At 58.0% G+C, this 21,535-nt stretch carries 13 protein-coding genes and 1 tRNA gene; 9 read left to right on the top strand and 5 right to left on the bottom strand.

The window, feature by feature from the left end:
- Nucleotides 1-16: 16 nt before the first annotated feature.
- From lptC to Q0903_RS06010, 3 genes are read right to left on the bottom strand one after another with little or no spacing between them, the layout of a single operon-like run.
- Nucleotides 17-622, bottom strand: coding sequence for an LPS export ABC transporter periplasmic protein LptC (lptC, locus tag Q0903_RS06020; protein ID WP_299413748.1), 606 nt, complete (start codon nucleotides 620-622; stop codon nucleotides 17-19).
- On the bottom strand, nucleotides 619-1,233 hold the full coding sequence (locus Q0903_RS06015; RefSeq protein WP_299413745.1) for a ribonuclease D: 615 nt from the start codon (nucleotides 1,231-1,233) through the stop codon (nucleotides 619-621). The genes lptC and Q0903_RS06015 overlap by 4 nt, the downstream gene beginning before the upstream one ends.
- 47 nt (nucleotides 1,234-1,280) lie before the next feature.
- A complete protein-coding gene (locus Q0903_RS06010) occupies nucleotides 1,281-2,057 on the bottom strand; it encodes a PaaX family transcriptional regulator C-terminal domain-containing protein (protein ID WP_299413742.1) in 777 nt (258 codons plus the stop codon).
- A gap of 174 nt (nucleotides 2,058-2,231) precedes the next feature.
- Here Q0903_RS06010 and Q0903_RS06005 point away from each other — a divergent pair, with 174 nt between their 5' ends.
- The 3 genes from Q0903_RS06005 (at nucleotide 2,232) to Q0903_RS05995 (ending at nucleotide 9,860) form a co-directional block, all read left to right on the top strand.
- Complete coding sequence (locus Q0903_RS06005; protein WP_299413739.1) at nucleotides 2,232-3,152, top strand: glycosyltransferase; 921 nt, start codon at nucleotides 2,232-2,234, stop codon at nucleotides 3,150-3,152.
- Nucleotides 3,124-4,626, top strand: a complete 1,503-nt coding sequence (locus Q0903_RS06000; protein ID WP_299413736.1) for a glycosyltransferase — start codon at nucleotides 3,124-3,126, stop codon at nucleotides 4,624-4,626. Before Q0903_RS06005 ends, Q0903_RS06000 begins: the two co-directional genes overlap by 29 nt.
- 227 nt (nucleotides 4,627-4,853) lie before the next feature.
- Nucleotides 4,854-9,860 carry a DUF4214 domain-containing protein gene (locus tag Q0903_RS05995; RefSeq protein ID WP_299413733.1) on the top strand — a complete coding sequence of 1,669 codons (5,007 nt, stop codon included), beginning with the start codon at nucleotides 4,854-4,856 and terminating at the stop codon, nucleotides 9,858-9,860.
- Here the strand turns inward: Q0903_RS05995 and Q0903_RS05990 are convergent.
- Complete coding sequence (locus Q0903_RS05990; RefSeq protein WP_299413730.1) at nucleotides 9,857-11,845, bottom strand: sensor histidine kinase; 1,989 nt, start codon at nucleotides 11,843-11,845, stop codon at nucleotides 9,857-9,859. The two genes, Q0903_RS05995 and Q0903_RS05990, sit on opposite strands and share 4 nt — an antisense overlap.
- A 77-nt stretch (nucleotides 11,846-11,922) precedes the next feature.
- Between Q0903_RS05990 and Q0903_RS05985 the strand changes: the two genes are divergently transcribed.
- The gene (locus Q0903_RS05985) at nucleotides 11,923-12,552 is read left to right on the top strand and encodes a response regulator transcription factor (RefSeq protein ID WP_299026456.1); all 630 of its coding nucleotides are present in this window, start codon (nucleotides 11,923-11,925) and stop codon (nucleotides 12,550-12,552) included.
- Nucleotides 12,553-12,633: 81 nt separating this feature from the next.
- Here the strand turns inward: Q0903_RS05985 and Q0903_RS05980 are convergent.
- Nucleotides 12,634-12,719 (bottom strand) — tRNA-Leu (locus tag Q0903_RS05980).
- A 167-nt stretch (nucleotides 12,720-12,886) separates the two neighbouring features.
- Here Q0903_RS05980 and Q0903_RS05975 point away from each other — a divergent pair.
- The 5 genes from Q0903_RS05975 (at nucleotide 12,887) to gltB (ending at nucleotide 21,366) form a co-directional block, all read left to right on the top strand.
- Nucleotides 12,887-13,870: a complex I NDUFA9 subunit family protein gene (locus Q0903_RS05975; RefSeq protein WP_299413727.1), complete on the top strand. Its 984-nt coding sequence runs from the start codon at nucleotides 12,887-12,889 to the stop codon at nucleotides 13,868-13,870.
- A complete protein-coding gene (locus Q0903_RS05970; RefSeq protein ID WP_299027712.1) occupies nucleotides 13,867-14,673 on the top strand; it encodes an undecaprenyl-diphosphate phosphatase in 807 nt (268 codons plus the stop codon). Before Q0903_RS05975 ends, Q0903_RS05970 begins: the two co-directional genes overlap by 4 nt.
- A gap of 157 nt (nucleotides 14,674-14,830) precedes the next feature.
- Nucleotides 14,831-16,306 carry an NAD(P)-dependent oxidoreductase gene (locus Q0903_RS05965; protein ID WP_299413725.1) on the top strand — a complete coding sequence of 492 codons (1,476 nt, stop codon included), beginning with the start codon at nucleotides 14,831-14,833 and terminating at the stop codon, nucleotides 16,304-16,306.
- Nucleotides 16,307-16,414: 108 nt separating this feature from the next.
- On the top strand, nucleotides 16,415-16,837 hold the full coding sequence (locus Q0903_RS05960) for a GFA family protein (protein ID WP_299026447.1): 423 nt from the start codon (nucleotides 16,415-16,417) through the stop codon (nucleotides 16,835-16,837).
- On the top strand, nucleotides 16,834-21,366 hold the full coding sequence (gene gltB, locus Q0903_RS05955; RefSeq protein WP_299026444.1) for a glutamate synthase large subunit: 4,533 nt from the start codon (nucleotides 16,834-16,836) through the stop codon (nucleotides 21,364-21,366). Before Q0903_RS05960 ends, gltB begins: the two co-directional genes overlap by 4 nt.
- The last annotated feature ends 169 nt before the right edge of the window (nucleotides 21,367-21,535 follow it).

Below are 21,535 nucleotides of genomic sequence, written 5' to 3'. Positions count from 1 at the left end.
GCACACACTTTCATACTCAGTTGGGGGTATATACCATTTTCACACCGCTACTGAAAACCATTTGAGCGGCATCCGCGTCTTTTGGCGTGAATATCCGCATATTCCCCGCATCCAGCCGCCCCAGAGGCCCTGTTGCCGCGACCTGTTCGGGGGCCGTAATGTCGAGTGTGGAGACCTGCGTTTCAAGCCGCTGGGTGGTGATGCTGTAGCCGGAGGACGTGACCATTTGCACGTTACCTGACAGTTGGGCACTGTTGGCTGCGATATCAAGCTCGACAACATCGGCGCGCAGATCGAATGTTGCGCCTTTGCTGGTGCGGATAGAGGCGGCCACATCTTCGGCGCGGTTGGTGCCGACGCGGTCCTGAAGTGTGACCAGCTTTTCCGCCGAAAACGATATCTGGTCGCCGCGCGATGTGGTGCCAGAGAAAAACGGCCCCGTGATCTGTTGGTCGCGCAGGCGGTCTTGTACTTCTTTATCGGCAAACGGAATCGCGGTTTCGGTTTCCATCGCGCGCGACAGCAAGAACAGCGTGGACAGCAAGGCGAGGGCCGCCAGCGGGAATGCGACCTTTAGCCATGCAATAGTGCGTGAATAGCGGTCGCGCCCGATGCCTGTCATGAGTGTGCGAAGATGTCCGTATCGGGCCAGCCTGCAAGGTCAAGCTGTGCGCGCATGGGCAGGAAGTCAAAGCATGCCTGCGCCATGTCCATACGGCCTTCCCGTTCGAGCATTCCGTTCAGGACATCGCGCAGCTGGTGCAGGTACAGCACATCGGAGGCGGCATAGTCGATCTGGGCGCGGGTAAGTTCGGGCGCACCCCAGTCGCTGGACTGTTGCTGTTTGGAGATATCGACGCTCAGCAACTCTTGCAGCAGTTTGGCCAGACCGTGGCGATCCGTATAGGTCCGGATAAGGCGGCTGGCAATTTTGGTACAATAGACCGGTGCTGTGACCGCGCCAAATGCGTTGAGCATTGCCGCAATATCGAAACGTCCGAAGTGAAAAAGCTTGAGCACATTCGGGTCTTCCAGCAGGCGGCACAGGTTTGGTGCCTGTGTCTGGCCGCGTGCGATCTGGACCAGATGCGCGTTGCCATCGCCACCTGACAGTTGCACCACGCAAAGGCGGTCGCGGTGCGGGTGTAGGCCCATCGTTTCACAATCGATGGCGACCATGGGGCCAAGATCTAGATCATCGGGGAGGTCGTTCTGGTATACGGTATTTGTCATGGCACATCCTATACAGGGCACAAAGAGAAGGCGAAAGCACCGCGGCGTCAGGGCGGCGGAATATGGGTCAGCGCAGGGCGTGCGAAACGGGAGAGCAGCGTATCGACACGCAGATGGCATTGATGGCCTACCCAATCGGGAGGCAGGACAGCACGGGGAAGATCGGGGTGCCGCAGGACAATACGCCGCCAGTTATGAACAATAAGACACCGCAGCACTGCTATTTGCATCGGTGTCAGCGCACCAGCCTTTAGCGTATCGCAGGCGGCTTTAAGAATAGGTAGCAGCGCGGTGTATTCCGCCTCAAGCATTTGCGGTGCGATCTGCTCGCGCAGCCACAAAGGGGCTGGCGCACCGTTCAGGCGCAGGGCGTTTTTGGGCGGGATCGCCGCGCTGCTGCCCAGATAGATGCGCGGCAGCAGGGCTGCAAAGCCGCGATTTTCCATATCGTCCCGCAGGGTTGTGGTGGCATCGGGAAGGATAACCAGCTGCCAATCTGTTGTGGCTGCGGCAGGGCTTGCATAGATACGCGCGCTGGCCTGCCGTGTCTCGGTGCGGCTGGCGGGGGTGAGGGTGTGATGCCCGGTGCGACCGTGTTTGTGCGAAGCGATCCATCCGTCATTGCGCAAGCGGTGCAGGGCGACGCGCACGGCCTCGGGGCGGATATCCATTTCGGCCATGATGGCGGACAAGACCGGACCATCGATGGTATTGCCCTCTTCCTGTGCCAGATCGCCAAACAGTGTGACCATCAGCGGCCATACCCTATGGCCGCCCAGCGCCAGCAGCGCGGTTTTGGTCTGGGTGAAAGGGTCGGTGGTCATCAGTGGGGTCCGTTTTGGCGCGTGGTGCTGCTCGCCCCCTGTCATATACGCATTTTGCGGCGTAGGGCCAGCACCGCGGGCGATGGTTTTATGTGCCACCACTGGACACGGCGTGCTTGGCGGGGGAACATGGTGGAAAATACCCCGATCATACGGGGGTAAGAGGGGTGAATCGTGTCATATCTGTTAGAGCCAGCAATCGGTATCTGCCGTTTTTCGTTTTGCGGCAAAGGGGACTGGCGCGCATCGCGGGCGGCCAAGACGCCAGAGCAGATCGAGGCGTTTTGCACCAAAGCGGCTGCCACGCTTTATGCGCCTGACCGTATGGCGCTGCGGTTTTTCCTGCTGGAGAATTTCCTGTTGCCGTCCCTGCGCGCACAGATTGACCGCAATTTTATCTGTTTGATCCTGACCTCTGACATCATGCCCGATATGTACCGCACGCGGCTGGAAAAGCTGTGTGCCGATGATCCCAATCTGGAACTGGTCGTGTCGTCCGAGCGGACGGTTCACAAGGCGCTTTGGCCGCGCATGGCTGAGCTGAATGCACAGGCGGGGCGGCCTTTGGTCAATTTTCGCATCGATGATGATGACTGCCTGTCGAACGATTATGTTCAGGAATTGCGCAGCTATATGACCCGTCTGGGGGACAAGATGCCGGTAAGCTATTCGCGCTCGAACGGGTTGGTTGTCACGCATTATGCGGCGGATGGGGAAATGCAGATTTATCAGGCGCATTTGCCATTCAACAGCATGGGCACGGCGATCCGCGTGCATGGCGAGCGGACCATATTTTCGTTTGGGCATAATGCCCTGCACAAGCGGTTCCCTGCAATCGTCGATAATGCAGGACTGGGCTATATCTCGATCAAGATCGACGGCCACGATTCTGTGCCGATCAGCATGGCGATGCCTCATATCAAGAAAACCCATGCTCCTGTGAGCCGTAATGAGACAGAGGCCGCTTTGGCGCGGTTTTTCCCTTTTCTGGGCGACGGCACCGCATCGCGCTGTGATGTGTTGATCGACAAAATCAATCAGGCGGCAGCTCTTGCGCAGCATGGTGATGCTGCGGTGTCTTCGGCGGCGCAATGAAGCAGACCTGCGCGGGGGTGCTGCGGGCGTGACGCGGGTATTCAGCATATTCGAGCGGATCGGCATGGGTGGCGGTGGCAAGGTCAAGGCCGTCTACCACCGCATGAATGCGTTGGCGGAAATGGATGAGTTCGACCCCGTGCTGCTGACCCTTGATCACAGCCCGCGTCAAAAGCTGAACTTTGCCAAGCTACAGGCCGATGGAATTATTGCGCCGCGGGTGCGCTGCCTGTCCGTGCCCGAGGCATGCCTTGACGCCGCGCGTGCAGCTGGTGTGCAGCCCTTTGACGGCTTTCCCGTCTATGACCGTAAAGAGCGAAAGGGCAACAAGACGCTCTATTTCCGCAGCGGCGTAGAAGTGATGATGGACCGGACCAAGCCCGCGCCAATCGGCGAGATCACCAAGCGCAGCGTGCCGCACCCGCAGGGCGAGCAGCTTTTTACCCTGATCGGGGGGGCGTTGCACCAGATGGTCCAGCGCAAGGCAGACGGGACTGTCGAGACAACGGATTACGTGCAGTCCCTACCGATCAGGTGGCTGAAAACCAAAGATAGAGCGTTTTCCATTGGCAGGAATCTGATCACCGACACGATTTGCCGGATGCAGCGGGTATATGGGCAAAATGTCTTTCAACAAATCTCCTGGGGCGATGCGGCGGTGTTTTTTGACGGCGTCACCTCGGCCTATCTAGCGCCTGTAACGGACGCACGGCGCGCGCTGTTTCTGCATGCGGATCATCGCGGACCTGCGGGCGATATCGTGCCGCGATCCAAGTTCCTGATCGAGAATTTCAAGGGCGAGGCGATTATCACGTCGACGCATGTGCATAGGGCGCAGATCGCCAAAGATGTTGTGCCTGCCGCCCCTGTGCATGTGATCCCGCATTTCTGCGAGGCCGATCGTATTCGTGCAGGCACGCGCCGCCATCTGGTGACGGTGTCGCGGCTGGAACTGGTAGGCAAGCCGATTGATGAATGCATCAAAGCGTTTTGCCGGATCAAAGATGCCTTTCCCGATGTGGATTACCTGATTTATGGACTTGGCGCGGGGCAGTCTGATCTGGAAGATTTGATTGCGCGGTTGGGGTGTGGTGACCGTGTGAAGCTTGCTGGATACACAACCGACCCTGCAGATGTGTTTCAGCGTGCGATTGCTTCTGTCTACCCCACGATGACCGAGGGGTTTGGCCTTTCGATACTCGAGGCGCTTTCGGCGGGGTGTCCTGTGATATCGTATGACGTTAACTATGGCCCGCGCGAGATGATTACGACGGGTCAGAACGGGGAGCTGGTTGCCCCCCATGATATCGGGGCGATTGCAGATGCCATGACCCGTGTTTTGTCGCAGCCTGCGCATTATCAGGGCAGCACGCACACAGGATTGGAGCGGTACACCCGCGCCGCCTATCTGGAGAATTATCGCACCATCGTGCGCGCGCTGGCGGCTGGTACTACGGGGCAGAACGATACCTAGATCGCTACACCATGGCCGAAGGACGGCAATACTTGCGATTGCGTGCTGACGCTTTTCCTATTTTGGATGAGGACTGGCGCGGGCGTCCCCGCTGCGGTGTGATCTGCATAACGAGGTGATCACCCCGTAGGGAATAATCGCAATTTGATGCAATGTAGCACGCAGGTAGCGCGAGGCGGGTTATTTACCGTTTGTGCTTTTCGTATTTTACAGATCAGGATTTCGCCGTGACACTTATCAATACATTGCCGAACGGATCCAACACAACTGGCCGAGAGCTTGAGGATTTTGCGCTAAACCTCGAAGAGACCCGCGCCAACGCAGAAGACATGCGTGGCAAGGCCGAGACGATGGAAGAGGTCGTCAAGGATGCGCGCTGGGCGATGGAGCAAGTGAGCGAGGTGGAGGAACAGGCGACTGAATTTCTCGCCACCATCCGCTCCATGGATTTCTCGCTCAAGATCGCGGCCAAGCTCGGGCCATTGAAAATACCTGCGAAATTTGTCGACCGCGTGCTGGACCGTTTGGAGAATGTCGTCGAGACCGTGCGCGACAAGGCCCGTGCGCTGGAGCGCAAGATCGAAAACGGCAACTACATCGAAAAGCTGGAGCGCGCCGAAGAGAAGCTGGGTAATGTGCAAGACGGTCTGGAAGTGACCGAAAACAAGCTGACCCAATATTCGGGCACCATACAAAGCATGCTCTTTGCTTTTGATGCAGTGGGCAGTGTGCTGGACCCTGTAGAGAACGCGGGCAACAGTGCTGCACGTCCGCTCAACGATGTACTGGTGCCGATCAACCGTACCTATAACGAGATCGAGGCGCTGTTCGATGGTCTGGAGGAAGCGTTTCAGGCGGCTGGCAGCACGGCGTCTTTGTTTGATCCGCTCTCGGCTGTTGCCAAAAGTTTTGGTGCGATCAATGGCGCGCTGGGCGTTCTGAGCCCGGTTCTCAAAGAGGTGCAATCGGCGCTGTCGCCTGTGGAGTGGCTGTTGGATGCGGTGGGGTTCATTTATGACATCACTGTTGGGCCTGTGATCGACTTCTTGCTGGACAAGCTGGGTGTGACGGCGATTTTTGATGGTATCGCCAATCGCATCGCGGATCTGCTGCCCAATGTGAACGTCCTCGACGAGATGGAGCGGCGCATTGACCAGACGCTGGACCAGATCGAGGGATTTCTGGACGGATGGGACAACCGCATCACCGAATATGTCGACGATATTACCGAAGATATCGTGGAGGCGCTGGAAAACATCACCCCCGATGCGCTGCGGTTCGGCACGGACGGACGTGATGTGGTCGAGGGGCGCACGGACGGGTTTGACCTGCTGAACGGGTTGGAGGGGAATGACACCCTCTATGGTTATGCGCAGGCGGATGGCCCCGACAGTGCCACCCGCAGTGATGTGTTTGTGGCGTCCAGCGGAGATGATTTCAATTATGGCGGTGCAGGCACCGATTATCTGGTGCTGCGCGGGCGGGTAGACGATTACAAGATCAGCCAGTTCTCTGACAGCGCCCCCGTTGTCTTCAACGATCTGGGTGGGCGCTGGGGCCGTGAGGTGGCCGAGGGGATCGAGCAGTTCGTGTTCACCAATGGCGTCCTTACCCTGCAACAACTGATCGACATGGGCGCGCTGTCGCCTGCGGCCACCAACGGTCCTGACCTGATTATTGGCGGGGCGGATGACGATGTGATCGCGCCGCTGGACGGCTCGGACACTGTAGACGGTGGTGGAGGCTCTGACACCTATCTGATCCCAAAGATAGATGGTGTAAGTGGGCGCGATGTTACCGTGGTGCTGCAACAATCTATCCGTGACAGTGCCGGCAAGGAATATGACGGATATGCATGGGACGGGCGCACCCGCGACTATCTCGACAGCATCGAGAACGCGACAATGGAGGTCGACCGCTCTGCTACCTTTAGCGGGACGGACGGCAACAACATCCTTATCGGCTCCACCCGCCTAGATTTTCTGCAAGGGTTGGCAGGCAATGATTTCCTTGTGGGCGGTGACACCAGGGATATTCTTGTGGGCGGCACGGGGCGTGACCGCGTCTATGGGGGCGCAGGCAATGACATCCTGTTTGGCAATGCCTCGTCGGGGCGCGGCTCTATCTATGACGGGGGCGAAGGAACCGCGGATTGGCTCAGCTACGCAACCTCGAATTCCGTGCGTAACAATGGCCTCGATTACCGTTTCGTAGAAACCACAGGCTCTGGCGCGCTGGTGATCAACGGTGCAACGGGGGTGGTTCAGCATATGAACGGCTCGCGCGTGATTGGCACAGATACTATTTCTGGCATCGAGGAAATCACAGGCTCTGACAGTAACGACACGATCTTTGGCGCGTCGGGAGATAACGGAATAGACCCGTATTCATATGACGGTGGTGACGGTGATGATCTGATTTACACAGGCGGAGCTGACAGTGCTCTTGGTGGGGAAGGTAACGACCGGATCATCATGACTGTCGGCGGCAGCTATGTGGACGGCGGGAATGAAACGCGCGGCGCGGATGGCGAAAGCCTTGGCGGGGATACGCTTGATCTGCGCGGGCTGGGGGATGTGCGCTATAACATCCAGAACTCGTTCAACCAGCGTGTTGACTACACCGCCTTTGGTGATTTCGAGGTGGAGCGACTGGGGGATCAAAACGGCAGCCCGGTTCGCGGGCTCACACAGCTGTTTGATGGCCGGTTCGACAGCATCGAAACCCTGTTGCTGAGCAATGGAAACGATGAGTTCTTTGGGGCAGGCACAGCGCGGCTGGAAATCTTCGGTGCAGGGGGCGACGACCGCTTTGTGCGCAAGCAGGGCAATGACGGAGGCGCACAGGGGCGTTTCCACGGCGGCGACGGCAACGACTATTTCGAATTTGATGGCGAGGGCAACGAGGCCTACGGCGATGCGGGCAATGACCGCATGATTATCAACACATCCGAGCGGGATGTGATCCTTGAGGGCGGGACGGGCGATGATTTCATCACCGTTACGCGCGCCTTTGGTACTGTCACGGGCGGCGCTGGATATGACAAGCTGGCCTTGTCGAACCGCACGGGCGGAACACGATCGGATGTTGATTTGGCCACAGGCATGGCGACTGTCTACACGATCAGCAGCTTTTCGGGCACCGAGCAATCTATTATCGGTTTTACGGGTGTGTCGGGTTTTGAGGAAGTCATCGGTGGTGATGTAGAGCGCGATACCTTCCGCGGCACAGACAATGGCGAACGGTTTGTCGGCCGTGGCGGCAACGATAGTCTGAGCGGGCGCGGTGGCCGTGACGAGCTGTTTGGCGGTGATGGCAACGACACGCTTGACGGCGGGACGGGCAATGACTTTTTCCACGGCGGTGCGGGCAATGACCTGATTATCGGTGGGACAAACTTTGCCGAGACGAACACGGCATCCTACGCGAACACCCGCGTGGACGGCGCGGAAGGCCAGATTGAAGCGGGCGATTTCGGCGCGGTTCAGGTAGACCTTGGCACGGGTCGTGCCACAGGGGCGCAGGGCAGCGATACGCTGAGCGGGATCGACAATGTGATCGGCAGCGGCTTTGACGATCTGCTGGTCGGTGATCGCGGGAACAATGCCCTGACGGGTGGTGCAGGCGATGACACCCTGCAAGGTGCCAGCGGCAACGACGTGCTGGTGATGGGTGAGGGTGATGACATCGCCGAAGGCGGTACAGGTAACGACACAATCATCGCAGGGCCGGGTGAGGCAACTATCAATGGCGGGTCGGGCGATGACCTGCTGAGCTTTGGTGTGTTGGAAGGGAAGGTCTTTATTGATCTGACCACTAACAGGTACAGCGCCGACCTGATCGAGACGCGTGCCGTCTGGCGCGATGGTGGAGATGTCATGGCGCGCAACTGGAACGGCACATCCCTGAGACCCTCGGATATTGTCGAGATCGAAGCGGGTTTTGCCAACAGCGCTGACGATCTGACCCGGAGTTTGCCTGCGCCGGACGATCCGGATGCGGACAATTTCGAAGTTACCTTTGCCGAAGCGGTAAATGCCTATACAGGACGGTTCCGCAACATTGAGCGCGTGCAGGGCGGTGCTGGTGATGACACTGTGCAAGGCACACAAAACGCGGAATCTATTGCGGGGGGTGCTGGTAATGACCTGTTGCTGGGTGGCGCGGTGCGTGATCTGGCCGACGACAGCTTTGAGGCGCAGATCTACCGCGTCTATCAGGCCACGCTGGACCGTTTCCCTGACACAGGCGGCTTTGACGGTTGGGTTGCAAGACTGGAATCGGGCCAGAATACGCTTGCCAGTGTGATCCAGCAATTTGTAGCCAGCGCCGAGTTCCGTAACACCTACGGCGCGCTGAACGACGAAGATTTCGTCGAGCTGCTCTATCAAAACGTGTTGGGCAGAGAGCCTGATCTGGCGGGCGGTGCATTTTGGGAGGAGCAGCTCGCCTCGGATAACCTCAGCCGCGTCGAGGTGGTGTTGGGCTTTTCCGAGAGCCGTGAGTTCAAGGAAGCGACTGCCCTCAACGCAGCCGCCTTTGCCACCAATAATGTCCAGAACGTCTTTGCCGATGATGTGTTTCGTCTGTATCAGGCGACGCTGGATCGCAACCCCGATGCAAGCGGCTTGGATGGATGGACCAATAGTCTGGCGGCAGGAACCGCGCTCACGCAAGTTGCAGGCGGGTTTGTGGGCAGCCGAGAGTTTAGCGCAACCTATGGCAACCTGAACAACAGCCAGTTCGTCAACCAGCTGTATCTCAATGTGCTTGACCGCGCGGGAGATGCGGCCGGTATCGCGGGCTGGGTCAGCCGCCTAGAAGGGGGCAGCAGCCGTGCGGAGGTGGTTACAGGGTTTTCCCAGAGCCGTGAATTCTCCCGCAATTCTGACGCCGACTTTATCCAGTATATGCGTAGTATTGCAGGCGATACACTGGAAGGCGAAATGGGTGACGATCTGCTTGCAGGCAATCTGGGTGCGGACCGGTTCATCTTTACCTCAAACCTTGAAGAAGACGGCACTTTGAGAAGTCAGGACCGCAATATGGTTCTGGGTATTGATCGCTGGGATGCGCTAAGCTTTGAGGACTTTGGCTATGCAAATGCAGGCGAGGCGCACGCGCGAATGTCCCAGTCAGGTGATGATGTGGTCTTTTCCGATCAGGGTGTTGTTACCTATTTCAATGATATCACCCTTGCAGAAATCCAGACTCTGAGCATGACGATCGTCTAAATTTGCAGGGCCGTCGCAGGGATGTGTAGCACGATGCCCGCACCCTGCCGCCGCCCTCGTGCGAGGCGCATGGTCCAGCCTTCTGTACTGGCGATGTGATCGGAAATGGCAAGGCCAAGGCCGGAGCCTTCGTGCGCTGCGCCTTTTTGCTCCAGCCGAACATGTCGTTTGCGGGCCTGCGAAAACTGGGTTTGTGTCAGTCCCGGGCCTGTGTCATGCACCTCTACCCGCAGGCCAGTGCCATCGCGGCGCAGCGCAATCAGGACTGCGCCTGTGTCGGTGAATTTTACGGCATTGGCGACAAGATTGCTGACCAGCCGCATCAATGCAAAAGTCGAGACCACCGTATCGGGTGCGGCCAAAGCAAGGCGCACCTCAAGACCTTTCGCTTCGGCCTCCGGTGCGAACATGGTTTGGACACTGCGCAGCACTGCGTGAATCCCCATTTCTGCTGCTGGCGGCTCGCCGTGCTGTTCTATCGTGTCTGCACCTGCGATCCGGTCCTCTATCAGCCGTTCCATGTAGGCCAATGATGCCTCGAACCTGCGCACATTGTCAGCGCGTGCGCGGTGTCCACCCCCTGTGCCAGTATCAAGACCGCGAAGTGCCAGCCGCAGCCCCTGCATGGGTTGGCGCAGATCGTGCACTGTGTTTTCCAGTATTTCGCCGCGGCCTTGTGCGAGCGCCTGCGCGCGTTCGTACCGTGCGCCCAGTTGGGTCAGCCTGTTGGCGAGTGCCGTGTTTTTATGTGCCTGCACCAGTGAGGCATCAAGTGCTGCCCGCCGTGAGCGGCGCAGCGTGTTAAACCGGTCAGCGATGGCCAGCCCGATCATCAGCGCATCAAATACCAATGCGGCGCGCATGGAGTCGTATTGTACCTCCTGACTGATTTCGATGCCGACGATATGGCGGGTATTCAGGATCACGGCAGAGCCAACCACTCCGAGCCATGCGACAACATAAAACCGCACCTCGCGGAAGCGCGTGCGGGCGGCGACGATCCCTGAAATGGCGAAAGTAATGATGGCGACCATGGAAAAAACGATAAGCAATTGCTTTAGCAGTTGCGGATAGGTGAACCAGAGTGATGCGGTGAGCAGCAGCGTCATTGCGATGATGGTTCGCAAGACGATATCCATCCGCGGATGCAGGCGCGGGGTTTCGAGAAAGACCCGCGCATAGACTGCGCCGGAAATGATCACTCCCGATCCTGTCACAACCGATGCCATCGAATTGAATGCAGGCCAGTTCGGCCAAAGCATCTGAAATGCCACGCCGTCACCGTGCATGATATACAGCAAGGACGAGACCGAATAGGCGGCATAAGCCGCGAATACCCGCGCCCGAAACAGTACCAGCGACAGCATCGCCACCGTTATCAGCAGTGCCATCATGCCGTAGAATAGATATGCCTTTGCGGTACGGACGTTCGCCAGCGCCGAAAAGCTCTCCAACGTCTCGATGCTAAGGGCAAGATGCGACGAGCCTTCGCTGCGGTAGCGGATCAGTACTGTTGCTTCTTCGCCCTGTGCGAGTGTGACGGGTGCTACCAGCTGTGGAAAGGCGATGGGGCGCGCGTCAAACGGGCTTGTCCGGTCTGTGTCAAAGACGGTTTCGACCTCACCGTTCGCGCGCAGGATAAATACCGAATATTCCTGAAAGAAATTGTCCCGTGCATGCAGCCGCCAGTTTTGGTTTTCGGTGGTGTTGCGCAGCCGCAGACGCAGCCAGATGCGATCGGATGTGTACCCGAAATCAGGCCAGGCAGAAGTGACGGGTCTCATCGCCGGCGTCTCGCCTGCACTGAAATTCTGGGGCGACAGGCGGTCTCCGGTTTCAAGCAGCGCGTCAATATGGCCGCGCAACTGTGCATCCTGTGCAGGCCCTTCCAGAACCAGCACAGGGCTCTGCGCACGGGCTTGCCCGCTCCCGAAGATCAGTAGACAAACCGCCAAAGCGGCCAGAATGCCCAAAACCCGTTTCATCTACCGCACCCGTTCAAATCTTGGCGAAAACGCTACCATGGTATAGAATGGCGCGGATTGAGGGAGAAAAACAAGTCATGACAACGCGTGTCCTTGTGGCCGATGACCACCCGTTTCTGGCGGACGGTCTGGCAAGCGCGATCAACACTCTGCAAGGGTTTGAAACGGTTGGCATTGCGCGCAATGGGGTCGAAGCGATCGCGCATCTGCGCAGCCTGCGCCCCGACTGTGCCGTGATCGATTTTGCCATGCCTGGGGCAAACGGGCTGGAGGTATTGCTGGAGTTCAAGCGATGGGCGCCGCACACCCGCGTGATGGTGCTGACAGGTAATCAAAACCCTGAAACGCTACACGCGCTTTTTGATGCTGGTCCTGACGCGCTAATCGCCAAATCTGCCAGTTCCGAGCGCATCCTGAAAGCGTTGGAAGATATTGCGGATGGCGGGCAGGTTTTTGATCCGGCTCTGCTGGCGGTTGCGCAGAAGTATATAGAAACCCCTGCGCTTAGTCCTCGTGAGGCAGAAGTCCTGCATGCCATCGCGCGCGGGCAGTCCAATGCGGACGCCGCGCTGAGCCTTGGGCTAAGTCCTAAAACTGTAGACGGCCATCGTACAAAACTGATGCGGAAACTGGGTGTTCATTCAACAGCACGCCTGATTCTAGTCGCGGTGCGAGATGGCCTGATCGACCCGAGCAGTGTGGAATAGGTATATAAAACTTGCTGGTAAATTTCCCGCTGATTCAGGCAGCTGAAAAACAACATCTTCAAACAGTTCTAGTTGAAAATTTGGTGCCCAGAAGAGGACTCGAACCTCCACACCGTTGCCAGTACTAGCACCTGAAGCTAGCGCGTCTACCATTCCGCCATCTGGGCACACCTTGTAAGGGCTGCGTCTAAGGTGCGTAGCGGTAGGTGTCAATTATAATTTATGTGGCTTTTGGAAACTTCTTGCCCAAGGCCGCAGGTGCGGTTTTTTGCGCCTTGTTTGAAATGATGTGCGGGGGTACACCCTTGCCTGATAACGCGTGAGGGTATGCAACATGTCTAAACTGGTAACTATCTACGGCGGTTCGGGCTTTGTCGGGCGGTATATTGCACGGCGGATGGCCAAGGCAGGCTGGCGTGTACGGGTTGCTGTACGGCGCCCGAATGAGGCGATGTTTGTGCGGACCTACGGCGTGGTCGGTCAGGTCGAGCCTGTGCTTTGCAACATTCGTGACGATGCGTCTGTCGCGTCGGTGATGAAGGGTGCGGATGCGGTGGTGAACTGTGTGGGTGTCCTGGCCGAGGCGGGCAAGAATACGTTTGACGCAGTTCAGTCCGAAGGACCGGAGCGGATCGCACGACTGGCGCGCGCTGCGGGGATTAAACGGATGGTGCATGTCTCGGCCATCGGCGCGGACATGGAGAGTGCCAGTGACTATGCGCGGACCAAAGCCGAAGGCGAGGCGGCTGTGCTAAAGCATCAGCCTGACGCGATGATTGTGCGGCCCTCGATTGTTTTCGGGCCTGAGGATGAGTTCTTTAACCGCTTTGCAGGCATGACGCGCTTGTCGCCTGTGCTGCCCGTTGTAGGAGCAAGCACGCGGTTCCAGCCTGTGTATGTTGACGATGTTGCACAGGCGGTTGTGAAGGGCGTGGTTGGTGATGCCAAGGGCATCTATGAGCTGGGTGGCCCTGTCACGATGAGCTTTCGCGAGCTGATGAACCTGATGCTGGAGGTGATCCGTCGCCGCCGCGCAGTTGTGAACATCCCGTTCTTTGCGGCACGGATCATGGCGTTTGCTTTTGATATGTTGCAGGCGGTCACGCTGGGGCTGGTAAAGAACGGCATGATTACCCGCGATCAGGTCAAGAATTTGCGTAAAGATAATGTCGTATCTCCAGATGCGGCGGGCTTTGATGATCTGGGCATTAATCCTGTTGCAATGGTGGCTGTACTTCCTGAGTATTTGTGGCGTTTCCGCCCGTCGGGGCAGTATGACGCGATCAAGGAATCCGCGAAAAACCTGCGCTCCAGCTGATGGAAAATACAACGATTGTCGCCGCCTTTCTTGGGCTGCTGGAGGGACTGACAGAGTTTATTCCTGTATCGTCTACGGGGCATATTCTGCTGGCGGGGCATTTTCTGGGGTTCGATTCTGCGGGTAAGACATTCGAGGTTGTGATCCAGCTGGGGGCAGTTCTGGCGATCCTCACGCTCTATGCGTCGCGCCTGACGGCAGTGTTTGTCGCAGCCCCGCACGACCCGGGTGCGCGGTGGTTTATCGGGAGCGTTCTGCTGGCGTTTTTGCCTGCTGCGGTGATTGGCGTTTTGGCGCACGGGTTTATCAAGACTGTCCTGTTCGAGACGCCGATGCTGATTGCGGTGATGCTGATTTTTGGGGGCATCGTGCTGGTCTATGTGGACCGCGTTGCGCCGCCTGCCAAATACGACAACGCGATGCGGCTGCCTTTGTCGATGGCCGTCAAGATCGGCTTTATCCAGTGTCTTGCAATGGTGCCGGGTGTGTCGCGCTCGGGGGCGACAATTGTTGGGGCGTTGATGCTGGGGGCCAGCAAGCGCGCGGCGGCAGAGTTCTCGTTCTTTTTGTCGATGCCAACAATGGCGGGGGCCTTTGCCTATGACATGTACAAGAATCGTGATGTGCTGGACACAACCGCGCTGAACGAAATCGCTGTTGGCTTTGTGATGGCGTTTATTACGGCTGTCTTGGTGGTGAAATGGGTGCTGGGGTATGTAAGCAAGCACGGGTACGCCTTGTTCGGGTGGTGGCGTATTATTGTTGGGTCTATCGCTTTGGTGTTTCTTATCAGTGGCTTCTAACCTCTTATATCCGATTCGGACCTAATTTGGTGCGATTGGCGGTGGTTTGCCGCAGTGCGGCGGAAAGAAATCTACATATAGGTCAGCATTGCTGCCTTTTATTTCCTTTAGGCTTCGTTTATTCGGGTGCCTCAGACGGAAATTGAGGATCAGAGTCATGGCCAAGCAACCTATGTTGAAATTCACCAGCGTTGAACGGGACATGCCGGAGAAGCGTCCGCCCAATTTACGCAAAGAAGACTTCAACGAGATTTACGCAGAGTACGCTGATGCCAAGGCAAAGGAGCAATCCAGCCGTTGCAGCCAGTGTGGCGTGCCATATTGCCAGACCCACTGCCCCTTGCACAACAACATCCCCGACTGGCTGCGTCTGACAGCAGAAGGGCGGTTGCAGGAGGCCTACGAGATCTCGCAAGCGACGAATACCTTCCCGGAAATTTGTGGACGCATCTGCCCGCAGGACCGTCTGTGTGAGGGCAACTGTGTGATTGAATCGTCGGGCCATGGCACCGTGACCATTGGTTCGGTCGAGAAGTATATCACCGATACTGCGTGGGAGCAGGGCTGGGTCAAGCCGATCACTGCCAACCATGAGCGGACCGAGTCCGTCGGGATTATTGGTGCGGGGCCAGGTGGCCTTGCGGCGGCTGATTTTCTGCGCCGCGCTGGTGTGCAGGTCACGGTCTATGATCGCTATGACCGCGCGGGTGGTTTGATGACCTATGGTATCCCCGGCTTCAAGCTGGAGAAAGACATCGTCATGCGCCGCAACGAACAGCTGGAGCAGGGCGGTGTGACCTTTAAACTGAACTGTGCAGTGGGAGAGGATATCTCTTTCCAAGAAATCCGCGATGCGCATGACGCCGTGATTATCGCAACGGGTGTCTATAAATCACGGGATTTGACCGTGCATGGCAGCACGGCAGACGGTGTCGTAAAGGCGCTGGATTTCCTGACTGTGAGCAACAAGAAAAGCTTTGGTGATGATGTGCCAGCCTTTTCTGACGGTAGTTTGAACGCCGAGGGCAAGCGCGTTGTGGTGATTGGCGGCGGTGATACCGCGATGGACTGTGTGCGCACCTCGATCCGTCAGGGTGCGACAAGCGTCAAGTGTCTGTACCGCCGTGACCGCGCCAACATGCCTGGCAGCCAGCGTGAGGTGGCCAATGCCGAGGAAGAAGGTGTGGTGTTTGAATGGCTGACCGCGCCCAAGGCGTTTGTGACCGATCTGCGGGCGACAGATGCGACAGATAGCAGTGCCGCTGCCGGACCTGTCAAAGGCGTGATGGCGCAAAAGATGCGTCTGGGCCAGCCAGATGCGACAGGCCGCCAAGCGCCCGAAATCATCGAAGGCTCTGATTACGTCGAGGAGGCTGATCTGGTGATTATGGCGCTGGGGTTTGAGGCCGAGGATTTGCCAACGCTATGGGATTGTCCCGACCTGCCCGTGAACCGCTGGGGCACCGTAAAGGCCGACTATATCACAGGCCGCACCGAGGCCGAGGGCGTCTATGCCGTTGGCGACATCGTGCGCGGTGCGTCTTTGGTTGTTTGGGCGATCAAGGACGGCCGCGACTGCGCCGAAGCCATCATTGAACAGCTGAACGGCGCGGCGTCTATCGCGGCAGAATAGGGGGGTGCGATTTGTACACCCCCTGTACACCGGCGATGCACCGCACCGTGCGCCCCTGAATATCTGGTCGGTCAGTCGTGCTGACCTAGATCAACGGAAGAGTTAACAATGTCTGAGCAAATCCAAGGTCAGTGTTTATGTGGGGCGGTTCAAGTGACCGCCGCTGTGGACCAGCCACGCCTTCGGGCATGCCACTGCGATATGTGCCGCCAACATACATCGGGCGCGTTTTTTTCGCTGGAGACTGTCGCGGGAAGCATCGCCGTGACGGGCCCTGCACGGGACTATCAATCTTCGGATTGGGCAAGTCGCGGGTTTTGCGGCGCCTGCGGGTCGACGCTTTGGTATCAGATGGACGGTACGCGCAATCTGTCGGCAGGATTGTTCCCCGATGCGGGGGGCGGAATGCTGAAGGTAGAGTTTTTCGCGGATAAATGTCCGCAGGGCTACGCGCTGGCGGGCCAACACAAGAAGATGACGACAAAAGAGACAATTGCATTGTTTGCACCACAAGATGGAGACGCCAAATGACCAAGTATGATGACGCATGGGTTGCCCGTGAAGAAGCCAAGCGCGCGTTCATGGCCGAGAAGGGTCTCTATTCGCCCGAGGAGGAGCATTCCTCCTGCGGGGTAGGGCTGGTTGTGAACATCGACGGATCGCGCAGCCGCGAGGTGGTCGAGAACGGGATCAAGGCGCTGAAAGCGATTTGGCACCGTGGTGCGGTGGATGCGGATGGCAAGACGGGCGATGGTGCGGGTATCCACGTACAAATCCCTGTGCCGTTCTTCTACGATCAGGTGGAGCGGACGGGCCACACCCCGCGCACGGATGAATTGCTGGCAGTAGGTCAGGTGTTTTTGCCGCGCACGAATTTTGGCGCCCAAGAAACATGCCGTACCATTGTCGAGACCGAGATCTTGCGCATGGGCTATTACATCTATGGCTGGCGCCATGTGCCGGTGAAGGTCGAATGTTTGGGCGAGAAGGCCAATGCGACACGCCCCGAGATTGAGCAGATCCTGATTTCCAACGCCAAGGGTGTGGATGAAGAGACATTCGAGCGGGAGCTGTATGTGATCCGCCGCCGCATTGAGAAGGCGGCGATCGCGGCACAGGTACCGACGCTGTATATTACGAGCATGTCGTGCCGTTCGATCATCTACAAAGGCATGATGCTGGCCGAGCAGGTGGCGGAGTTCTATCCCGATCTGATGGACGAACGGTTCGAGAGTGCCTTTGCGATCTATCATCAGCGGTATTCCACCAACACTTTCCCGCAGTGGTGGCTGGCGCAACCGTTCCGCATGTTGGCGCATAACGGTGAGATCAACACGCTGAAAGGCAACCTGAACTGGATGAAGTCCCACGAGATTCGCATGGCATCAGCGACATTTGGGGATATGGCAGATGACATTAAACCCATCGTAGCTGCGGGATCGTCGGATTCGGCGGCACTGGACTCGGTTTTTGAAGTTCTGGTGCGGGCGGGGCGGTCGGCCCCTATGGCCAAGACGATGCTGGTGCCGGAAAGCTGGTCCAAGCAGGCAGTGGAACTGCCACAGGCGTGGCGCGATATGTACTCCTACTGCAACTCCGTGATGGAGCCTTGGGACGGCCCAGCAGCGCTGGCGATGACTGATGGTCGTTGGGTCTGTGCGGGGCTGGACCGTAACGGACTGCGCCCGATGCGGTATGTCGTGACCAGTGACGGGATGCTGATTGCGGGCTCTGAGGCGGGCATGGTGCCGTTGGACGAGGCGCGTGTGGTGCGCAAGGGCGCGCTGGGCCCAGGGCAGTTGCTGGCCGTGGATATGCAAGAGGGCAAGCTGTTCGGTGATACCGAGATCAAGGACAAGCTGTCGGCCGCGCGCCCGTTCGGTGATTGGGTCGGCAAGATCAACGAGCTGGACGATGCGCTGTCGGGCGTGACAGAAAAGCCGTTGTTCGAGGGGAACGAGCTGCGTCGCCGCCAGATTGCTGCGGGATATACCATTGAGGAGCTGGAGCAGATTCTGGCCCCGATGGCAGAAGACGGCAAGGAAACACTGGCGTCGATGGGTGATGATACGCCCTCGGCCGTATTGTCGGGCAAGTACCGCCCGCTGAGCCATTTCTTCCGGCAGAACTTCTCTCAGGTGACGAACCCACCGATTGATAGCTTGCGCGAGTTCCGCGTGATGAGCCTGAAGACACGTTTCGGGAACCTCAAGAACGTGCTGGACGAGGACAGCAGCCAGACAGAGATTTTGGTGCTGGACAGCCCGTTTGTGGGCAATGCCCAGTGGGACGAGCTGACCAAGCATTTCAACGCCGATCTGGTGACGCTGGATTGTACGTTCAAGGCAGGTGCTGGAAATCTGAACGCCGAATTGATGCGGATCAGGGCCGAGGCGGAGGACGCAGTGCGTTCGGGCGCGGGGCATATTGTGCTGACGGATCAGACCAGCGATGCCACCAAGATTGCGATGCCGATGATTCTTGCCACTTCGGCGGTACACAGCCATCTGACGCGCAAGGGTCTGCGCACCTTCTGTTCGCTCAACGTGCGGGCGGCCGAGTGTATCGACCCGCATTACTTTGCCGTGTTGATCGGGTGTGGTGCGACCGTGGTGAACGCGTATCTGGCCGAGGACAGCCTTGCTGACCGTATCGGGCGCGGACTGCTGGATGTGGATCTGACAACAGCCATCGCGCGTTACCGCGAGGCGATTGACCAAGGGTTGCTCAAGATCATGGCGAAGATGGGGATTTCGGTTGTCTCGTCTTATCGCGGTGGTCTGAATTTCGAGGCGGTGGGCCTGTCTCGCGCCATGTGTGCCGAATACTTCCCCGGTATGACAAGCCGCATCAGCGGTATCGGCATCACGGGTATCCAGCGCAAAGCCGAAAGCGTGCATGCCCAAGGCTGGGCAGGTAATGACACGGTGATGCCGATTGGGGGCTTTTACAAGTCGCGCAAATCGGGAGAGACGCACGCATGGGAAGCAACCTCCATGCATATGCTGCAATCTGCGTGCAACCGCGCATCCTATGAAATGTGGAAGCAGTATAGCGCCAAGATGCAGAGCAATCCGCCAATCCATCTGCGCGATCTGCTGGCGCTCAAGCCGCTGGGCGAGGCGATCCCGATTGAAGAAGTGGAAAGCATTACCGCGATCCGCAAGCGGTTTGTCACGCCTGGTATGAGCCTTGGGGCGTTGAGCCCTGAAGCGCATAAAACCCTGAACGTGGCGATGAACCGCATTGGCGCAAAGAGCGACAGTGGTGAGGGCGGTGAAGACCCTGCGCACTTCCACCCAGAGCCGAACGGCGACAACCCAAGCGCCAAGATCAAGCAGGTGGCGTCGGGACGTTTTGGCGTAACCGCCGAATACCTGAACCAGTGTGAAGAGCTGGAGATCAAGGTCGCCCAAGGTGCAAAGCCCGGTGAGGGCGGCCAGTTGCCTGGTATGAAGGTGACGGAGCTGATTGCACGGCTGCGCCACTCGACCCCCGGTGTGACGCTGATCTCGCCGCCGCCGCACCATGACATCTATTCGATCGAGGATCTGGCCCAGCTGATCTATGATCTCAAGCAGATCAACCCGCGCTGTAAGGTGACAGTAAAGCTGGTGGCAAGCAGCGGTGTTGGCACGATTGCAGCGGGTGTGGCCAAGGCCAAGGCGGATATCATCCTGATCTCGGGACACAATGGCGGCACGGGTGCCAGCCCTGCCACATCCATCAAATACGCGGGTCTGCCGTGGGAGATGGGCCTGACCGAAGCGCATCAAGTTCTGTCGATGAACAATCTGCGCGACCGTGTGACACTGCGCACGGACGGCGGTTTGCGCACAGGCCGTGACATTGTCATGGCGGCGATGTTGGGGGCCGAGGAATACGGTATCGGCACTGCCGCGTTGATCGCGATGGGCTGTATCATGGTGCGCCAGTGCCAGAGCAATACCTGTCCTGTAGGTGTGTGTACGCAGGACGAAGCCCTGCGCGACAAGTTTACAGGCAATGCTGATAAGGTTGTGAACCTCATCACCTTCTACGCCACCGAAGTGCGTGAGATTCTGGCGAGCATTGGTGCGCGGTCTTTGGATGATGTGATCGGGCGGGCGGATTTGCTGACGCAGGTCAGCCGTGGCTCGGCGCATTTGGATGATCTGGACCTGAACCCGCTGTTGATCTGTGTCGATGACGCGCGGGACACAGTGTATGACCGTCACAAGGCGCGCAATGCGGTGGCGGAAACGCTTGATGCGCAGATCGTCAAGGACGCGGTGCGGTTCCTTGAAGATGGCGAGAAGATGCAGCTGAGCTATGCAGTGCAGAACACGCACCGCACAGTCGGTACGCGGATTTCCAGCCATATCGTCAAACGCTTTGGCATGCGCAACGATCTGCAGCCCAACCACCTGACGGTAAACCTGACAGGCAGTGCGGGCCAGTCGCTGGGGGCCTTTGCGGCACCGGGCCTAAAGCTGGTCGTGGCGGGGGATGCCAATGACTATGTCGGCAAGGGTTTGTCCGGTGGTACGGTTGTTGTACGTCCGCAGATGAGCAGCACGATTGTGGCGTCAGAGAACACAATCATCGGCAATACGGTTCTCTATGGTGCAACAGATGGCTACCTGTTTGCCGCTGGTCGCGCGGGTGAACGCTTTGCTGTGCGCAACTCGGGTGCCAAGGTGGTGATCGAGGGGTGTGGTAGCAACGGGTGTGAATACATGACCGGTGGTGTTGCCGTCATTCTGGGTGAGATCGGTGCCAACTTTGGTGCGGGTATGACTGGTGGCATGGCGTATCTGTATGACCCCGAAGGGTGTGCAGTGGACATGATGAACCATGAAACACTGGTACATTGCCCTGTGACGACCGCCCATTGGGAGGATCAGCTGAAAGACATGATCGAGCGCCACGTGGCAGAGACAGACAGCCGCAAAGCGCGCGATATCTTGCAGCACTGGGATTTGGAGAAGGTGAACTTTGTCCAGATCTGCCCCAAGGAAATGCTCAGCCGTATTCCTGCGCCGCTGGGTAACGAGCAGCAGGCGGTGCCTGCGGAGTAAGCGTTTAAGAATTGTGTCAGCGACGGAAACAATCTGTTTCGCTGACACAAAATGACCCTTTTTGGAAACAATGACGGGCAAACTCTCGGCATGATTGGCCTGCATCCTGTGCCTATAGACAGAGCAGAGGATTTTGACATGACCATGAGTATTTTTCATACGCGTTTTC

Source organism: uncultured Sulfitobacter sp., assembly GCF_947502895.1.
Classification (GTDB): Bacteria; Pseudomonadota; Alphaproteobacteria; order Rhodobacterales; family Rhodobacteraceae; genus Sulfitobacter.
Note: the sequence above shows the minus strand (reverse complement) of the source record. Positions and strands in the feature narration are given on the sequence as shown.

What these genes read in the sequence shown, in the direction of transcription:
- Q0903_RS06010 (WP_299413742.1), bottom strand. Translation starts at nt 2,057, where the DNA reads ATGACCACCGACCCTTTCACCCAGACCAAAACCGCGCTGCTGGCGCTG.
- Q0903_RS05985 (WP_299026456.1), top strand. Translation starts at nt 11,923, where the DNA reads ATGACAACGCGTGTCCTTGTGGCCGATGACCACCCGTTTCTGGCGGAC.
- Q0903_RS05975 (WP_299413727.1), top strand. Translation starts at nt 12,887, where the DNA reads ATGTCTAAACTGGTAACTATCTACGGCGGTTCGGGCTTTGTCGGGCGG.
- lptC (WP_299413748.1), bottom strand. Translation starts at nt 622, where the DNA reads ATGACAGGCATCGGGCGCGACCGCTATTCACGCACTATTGCATGGCTA.
- Q0903_RS05990 (WP_299413730.1), bottom strand. Translation starts at nt 11,845, where the DNA reads ATGAAACGGGTTTTGGGCATTCTGGCCGCTTTGGCGGTTTGTCTACTG.
- Q0903_RS05960 (WP_299026447.1), top strand. Translation starts at nt 16,415, where the DNA reads ATGTCTGAGCAAATCCAAGGTCAGTGTTTATGTGGGGCGGTTCAAGTG.
- Q0903_RS06015 (WP_299413745.1), bottom strand. Translation starts at nt 1,233, where the DNA reads ATGACAAATACCGTATACCAGAACGACCTCCCCGATGATCTAGATCTT.
- Q0903_RS06000 (WP_299413736.1), top strand. Translation starts at nt 3,124, where the DNA reads ATGCTGCGGTGTCTTCGGCGGCGCAATGAAGCAGACCTGCGCGGGGGT.
- gltB (WP_299026444.1), top strand. Translation starts at nt 16,834, where the DNA reads ATGACCAAGTATGATGACGCATGGGTTGCCCGTGAAGAAGCCAAGCGC.
- Q0903_RS05965 (WP_299413725.1), top strand. Translation starts at nt 14,831, where the DNA reads ATGGCCAAGCAACCTATGTTGAAATTCACCAGCGTTGAACGGGACATG.